We start from the raw sequence: 6,005 nt of genomic DNA, 5'->3' as shown, positions 1-6,005 counted from the left end.
GAACGGCTTGCCCAAGAGCATTCACAGGGGGGTTGTCAATGATGACCCGTGCCAGATCGCCGTGTATCTCTACAGTCACGCACTCCATCGCCGGACACCTCGCTTTGAATGATTGCTCCGCTTATAGGAGGGTCACGTATTCAGGTGACCCAACAAATGGTTAGGTTGCGCAGTACGGCCCATTGGGCCTGATCCGGTCGCATCACTCTAGGGTCAGAACCCATTGATCTGCTTGAGGCCGCCCGGCCTGGAAGGCGCGGTCATCGTTCGGATGCTGAGCGGCTACGCTGTCTTGCGTAATCAAGCGCGCGCGTGCCGGTGAAAGCTGTTCCAGGCAGTTGGGCGAATGCAACTCCGTCTGCCTCAGAGGATTCGACCGCCGGTGGAACGAGAAACTTCAGGGCTTCGCCATGATAAACGGGCGCATTCACCTTCGGCGGCGAATGCGCCCGTTTGTTTCAATGGCCGGACACCGACCATTGGGCCGGTGAAAACTCAAACCAGCCTGGCGGGCTCCGAGCAGGTTCGCCGCCATCCCCGCCGCCGCGCTTGATCCGACCCACCGTCCGGCGTCTCCCGCGGTCCCCGCGCTTTTGGGTCCGGGTCCCCTTCGTCCACTTGCAAAGCAATGGGCGAGCTATGCGCTCTCGCCGTTTTCTACCTCCGCCACGGGCACATGCTGTGTCAGCTGGGCGACGATCTGCCGAAACTCTCTCAGGATTTCGCCATGGCCCCTGTCGAGGTAACGTGCGAGGCGGTCATTCTGAAGAAGCCGCTCGACAAACCGGCCTGCCACAACAAGGCGGAGGTGATCCGGTCCAAGCGCGCCCTCGACCAGCTTTATGTTCTTCTGGAGATTGACCATCTCCGAGCGCATCAGCTCAGCCTGTTCGCGAGTCACCCCCGCGGGTGCCTTCTTTGCCGTAGGGTCAACCAGGTCAGCGGAGTCGGTCGCCGCAAGAATGGCCTCCACATAGGGCACCGTGTAATTGTTTGCGGCGATCATCAGTTCTGCTGCCTGAATCTGCCGCAAAGGTTTCATCTTGCGCAAGAAGCGGAAACTGTTGATCGGACAATGTCGGGCCTTCAGCAGTTCGGCCGCCTCCGGACAAATGCCGTTCAGCAAGGTCCGCTTTTGCCGGATCAGCGCGATGTTCACATTCAACGCGGCAGCGATGCGGGCTTCCGACACGCCTCGTTCGACCGCGCGCAGGATCATCTTGTGCTCCTGGATGGTGGCGAGACGGCTGATGCGCTTGTTGTAGGTGAAGGACTCGTCATCGGTGGCCACCAGGCAGATGACAGACGTCTCGCCCATTTCCTTCAACACATGCAGACGAACATGCCCGTCGAGAAGGATGAAGGATCCGTCCTGCCCCGCTGCGCGGGCGACCACCGGTGGTTCGATCAGGCCGACCTCGCGGATCGACGCGGCGATTTGCCCATACTTCTGACTTTTGGGCACGGCGGTCGACAGCTGCTTCACCGGCAGGATTGCGGCAATCGGGATCAGTCGTAGGCTTGCCTCGAACCCGGGACTCTTTGGCGACGGCATTTTCCCTACGAGTGTCATGCTCTTGGCTCCTGCAGCCCTTCAACGATGATGCTCGGAAGGCTACCCAGCCCTTCCGCGCGAAGCAGGGTCAGAAAGGTCTCGTCCTTCAAAAGCGATTGAAAGGCCGCGTCCAGAAACAGAAGGCTGCTGCGCGTCGCTTGTGCCCTCCGAACCATGTCCTGCTGACGCTCCGCCTCCACGCGATAGGCCTTGACCAGCGCTGCAGATGTCATTCGCGCGCGTGGCTGTTTGTTACGCGCGCCACCCCGCTGCTTGCCATGGCGCTGGCGCAACTCAACCAGCCGCCGCGCTTCCAGAAGCTTCTTCCCGCGTAGTTCGCCCGAGGCATAGGCGGCTTCAAGCGCCTTCTGCACGTCCTTCTCCTCGGCACGCGTGATGTAGAGCGCGACGCTGAGCGGCATCTGCCCGGTTTCGACCGCGATCAACAGGCGTTCTTCACCGTTGGCAATCAACTCACCGATTTCATGAACATAGGCGAGGGAAAGCCCCGTCTTGTCGGCGATCTGATGGTCCGAATATCCCCGCTCGCGCAGGATGGTGATGTCCTGCAAAAGCTCGAGCGGCCGCTGCTGGCGCCGTGCAATGTTTTCGATCACGCTGCGCAGAAGCCGTTCACCTTCGTTCGCATCCACGACGATGGCCGGAATGTGGGTTTCCCCAAGGGCGACATATGCCTCCATCCGTCCCTGACCGCAGACCAGCCGATACGAGACCCCTGCCTCATCATCGATCCGGGCAACGGTGATCGGCTTTTTCAGCCCGACCTTGCCGATACTGTCCACGAGTGCGCGGAAGGTCTTTTCCGAGCGTTCACGTGGGTTTTCCACGGTGATGGCGGAAATCGGGATGGTCTGCACTTCGCCCGGCGTTTCGACCTCGGTCACCATGGGGCGACCTCCGTAACCGGAACACGCCGGGCCATGTCGAAGAAGAAATCCAGTGCTTGAAATCGGAAAGCGTCCAGCATCAGGCCATTCTCCTCTGCAAGCCCCAAGGGTTTGCGTCGCATCTCGAATTGGGGCAGCAGGTAATAGTCGAGCGCGGCAGTGTTCGTTCTGTCCATCCGGATGGCGATGGTGATGTCGGGGGTGAGCCCCGTATCGAAGCGGACTTTCCAGCGCAACCCGCCCGTGGTGGTTTTACGGCAGCGGGCGACGACGACGGAGGCGGTGAATTCGCCATTGATCGTCAGCAGATCCGTCGCCGGATTGCGTGCCACCGTACCGCCGATCTGGCTAATCTCGCGGATCACACGCTCCACCTCGTCCCCGTGGAACAGCCGCAGCAACCGGTTCACTTCGATGTAGTGGTAGTCCCGGTCCGGGGTAAAGCCGACGAGGGAGTAAGCCCGGATCAGGCTGCCGAAGCGATGGGCATAGGCGCCGCTGGATGGCATGCCGTCTGCTTCGTCGATCACGAGGCCAGAAATATAGCCATGGCGCTGGAGCAGCCGGGTCAGCCGATCCAGCATCTCCTCGTCCGAAAACCGGCGGTTCCGGGCGGCGATGATCGCCTGCACCTGTCGAAACTGTTTCGGCTCGACGATGGCCTCGAAGGCCCCTTCTGACCGGATCCACATCTCCGGGCCATTGGCGACCCGCTTGTGCTTCAGCTTGAAAGAGCGGCGGTTGTAGACGTTGTTGCCGATGTATTTCTCGTTGGTCAGTATCTGATGGACGGTGGCGCGGGTCCAGGCCCGGCCGAGATCGGTCAGGATCCCGCGCTCATTCAGTTCGGCGGCGATTTCGCTTTCCGAACGGCCGTGCTTGAGGAACCGGCTGTAGATCCAGCGAACGGTCCGGACCTCGGCGTCCGGGCCGGGAACCAGTATCACCCGATCAGTCTGCAAGCTCTTGTGTTCGCCACGCTTCAGCTCGGCCTTCACGTCACCGCGTTCGTCCAGCAGGACACGGCGAAGGCCAAAGCCCGCCGGGCCGCCCTGTCGATAGCCGAGTTCGATCAGGCGGCACTGCCCGGTGAAGACCTTGTGGGACAGCTCACGACTGTACTCGCCTGCCATGGCGCGCTTGACGCTCTTGACGATGGTTGCAACCGGGCCGCCGTCATTTTCGAATTGCTCGGCGCAGTATTCGACCTGCTTGTTGGCGCGACGGCAGATGTATTCGTAATAGGCGGATTCATCGGCATCCTGAAACCGGCCCCATCGACTGACGTCATAGACAAGGATTACCTCGAAATCCGCGCTTCCGTCCTGCACATCCTGGATCAACTGTTGCAGCGCCTCGCGACCCTCGATCCTCAAACCACTCTTGCCTGCATCGGCATAGGAGCGGACCAATTCCAAACCACGTTCGGCGGCATATTTCCGGATCGCGTCCGACTGGTTTTCGGTCGAGTATTTCTGATGGTCTGTCGACATGCGGACATATTCAGCGGCACGACGCCGTGGCGGGGAGTTCGCCGGATCTCTTCTTGAGGGCAGCTCTTTGCCTGCCATTCCCGTTTCCCGATCAGTTCATGCAGGCGTCTCCGTCTGGTCGGACCCGGGGTATCGGCTGGGGCGCAAAATGGAATCTGCCGCTGTGTTGTCTTCTCCACAGGTTTACCGGAGGAGGACGCCGTAATGCGGATCAAGATGGGCACATCTGTGCCGAAAATGGGCACAACTGTGCACCTGGCGGCGGATCAGGCCCGTTATCGCGAGGCCGTGGCCGCCGCGTTGCGGGCTGAACTGGGTCCGACGCACCAGGCCATCAAGACGGCGATGCGCTGGACAGGGGCGAGCGAACGCACCGTAAAGTACTGGCTTTCAGGAGAACGAGGGCCGAGTGGAGAACATCTCATCCTGCTGGCGCAACATTCCGACGCGGTGCTGCTGACGATCCTGACCATGGCCGAGCGGCTGTCGGAGCAGCGGCACAGATGTGCCGGTTGTCCGGCGCTTGAGATTGTGTTGCAAAACCTCGGACAGGAACCGAAGTTGTCCGGGGGTTCATGACATGCTCAGAACGGTCTGATGCTGTTCCGTCCGGTCATTAAGTTAACAGGTCGCCACACCGTTCGTGCGGAGGATGGATCAACCATTCTCCGCAGGGGGCACGGCAGGTGACAACAGATCAGGCGTTGATGGCGGTTCTGTTGGCGTGTCTGTCATCAATCGTGCTTGTTGGCAGTTCACTGGCGGCAACACACGTTGATGTCAGAATTGGCCCTAATTCTGTTGCCAAGCGGTTTTGGTGTGACTAGGTTAGCGTCAAACTACGTTGATGACAGAATCGGCACAAATATGGTCACCAAACCTTGCGATCTTACAGATGCCGTTACCTATCACATCGGCACCTTTCCACCATCTGCCCTCGACTATGAAGTGCTGCTTGGGCCGCTAGAAGAGGCTGCGGCCTCCCTTGCGCGGTACGATACGAAGATGTCGGGCATGGTGAACAGTGAACTTTTCCTCGCCCCCCTGCGCCGCCAGGACGCGGTCACCTCGTCCCGGATGGAAGGGACGATCTCGACCATCGAGGAGCTGTACCGACTTGAAGCCGAAGAGGATGCAGGCAGCGCCGACCCATACCGGGAGGCGCGCAACGACGACGTCGAGACCTACCTCTACTCCCGTGCACTGCGCAATGCCCAGCAGGCGCTGGCCGAAGGCGCACCGCTTGGCGAGCATCTGATCCGCACCGCGCACCAGCAGCTGCTGTCCTTTGGCCGGGGAGCCCGCAAGCGCCCGGGAAGCTACAAAGTTGAACAGAACTACATCGGGGACGAACGCCGAGGAAAGATCTACTACGTTCCAATCGCCCCCGAGCAACTGGGACCGGCGATGACCGAACTGGTCCGCTACATCAACGAAAGTTCGATGCGGCCCCTCATCCGCACCGCCATTGCGCATGTCGAGTTCGAGGCCCTGCACCCTTTCGAAGACGGCAATGGCAGGATCGGCCGCATGCTGACCACCCTGATGCTGTGGAAGCTTGGCGTCCTGCATCAGCCGAACTTTTTCGTGTCGGGTTACTTCGAGGCGAACAAGGACGAGTACATCGAGCGGATGCGGGCCGTTTCCGCCACAGGCGATTGGACCGGCTGGGTGGTGTTCTTTCTCCAAGCGATGCACGCCCAGGCAACGGTCAACATCCAGACTGCCGACGCGATCTTCCGCCTGCACGGCGAGATGCGGGAACGATTCCGCGAGGTGCTGAACTCGCAGTTCCACGATCAGGCATTGGACTTCGTCTTTGCTAGTCCAGTGTTCCGTAACGACCGCTTCGTCGAACGATCAGGAATTCCGCCATCGTCCGCTCGTGCACTTTCGCGACGCTTGGTCGAGGCTGGACTTCTGCGCACGATCGAAGGAGCCTCGGGCCGTCGCGCCGCGATGTACGCCTTCGATCCCCTGCTTGATCTGCTGAAGGTCTGAAACGCAAAAAGCCCCCTGGGTCACAGGGGGGACTCGTCAAACGTTGAG

Annotated in this window: 5 protein-coding genes; 2 read left to right on the top strand and 3 right to left on the bottom strand. The window is 60.5% G+C overall.

The annotated features are described in order from the left end of the window. Positions 1-637: 637 nt before the first annotated feature. Genes D1012_RS19535 through D1012_RS19525 form a run of 3 tightly spaced genes read right to left on the bottom strand, consistent with a single transcriptional unit; the run spans position 638 to position 4,034 of the window. Positions 638-1,573 (bottom strand): plasmid partitioning protein RepB C-terminal domain-containing protein, encoded by a 936-nt coding sequence (locus tag D1012_RS19535; protein WP_118155809.1) that lies wholly within the window; start codon positions 1,571-1,573, stop codon positions 638-640. After that, on the bottom strand, positions 1,570-2,463 hold the full coding sequence (locus D1012_RS19530; RefSeq protein ID WP_118155808.1) for a ParB/RepB/Spo0J family partition protein: 894 nt from the start codon (positions 2,461-2,463) through the stop codon (positions 1,570-1,572). The genes D1012_RS19535 and D1012_RS19530 overlap by 4 nt, the downstream gene beginning before the upstream one ends. After that, positions 2,457-4,034: a recombinase family protein gene (locus D1012_RS19525; RefSeq protein WP_267897839.1), complete on the bottom strand. Its 1,578-nt coding sequence runs from the start codon at positions 4,032-4,034 to the stop codon at positions 2,457-2,459. The genes D1012_RS19530 and D1012_RS19525 overlap by 7 nt, the downstream gene beginning before the upstream one ends. A 126-nt stretch (positions 4,035-4,160) precedes the next feature. On the opposite strand from D1012_RS19525, the gene D1012_RS19520 reads away from it, so the two are divergent. After that, complete coding sequence (locus D1012_RS19520) at positions 4,161-4,535, top strand: XRE family transcriptional regulator (RefSeq protein WP_118155806.1); 375 nt, start codon at positions 4,161-4,163, stop codon at positions 4,533-4,535. Positions 4,536-4,823: 288 nt separating this feature from the next. Next, positions 4,824-5,957 carry a Fic family protein gene (locus D1012_RS19515; RefSeq protein WP_118155805.1) on the top strand — a complete coding sequence of 378 codons (1,134 nt, stop codon included), beginning with the start codon at positions 4,824-4,826 and terminating at the stop codon, positions 5,955-5,957. Positions 5,958-6,005 lie beyond the last annotated feature (48 nt).

Origin of the sequence: Pseudotabrizicola alkalilacus, from assembly GCF_003443995.1 — a bacterium.
In the GTDB taxonomy this organism is placed as follows: domain Bacteria; phylum Pseudomonadota; class Alphaproteobacteria; order Rhodobacterales; family Rhodobacteraceae; genus Pseudotabrizicola; species Pseudotabrizicola alkalilacus.
Note: the sequence above shows the minus strand (reverse complement) of the source record. Positions and strands in the feature narration are given on the sequence as shown.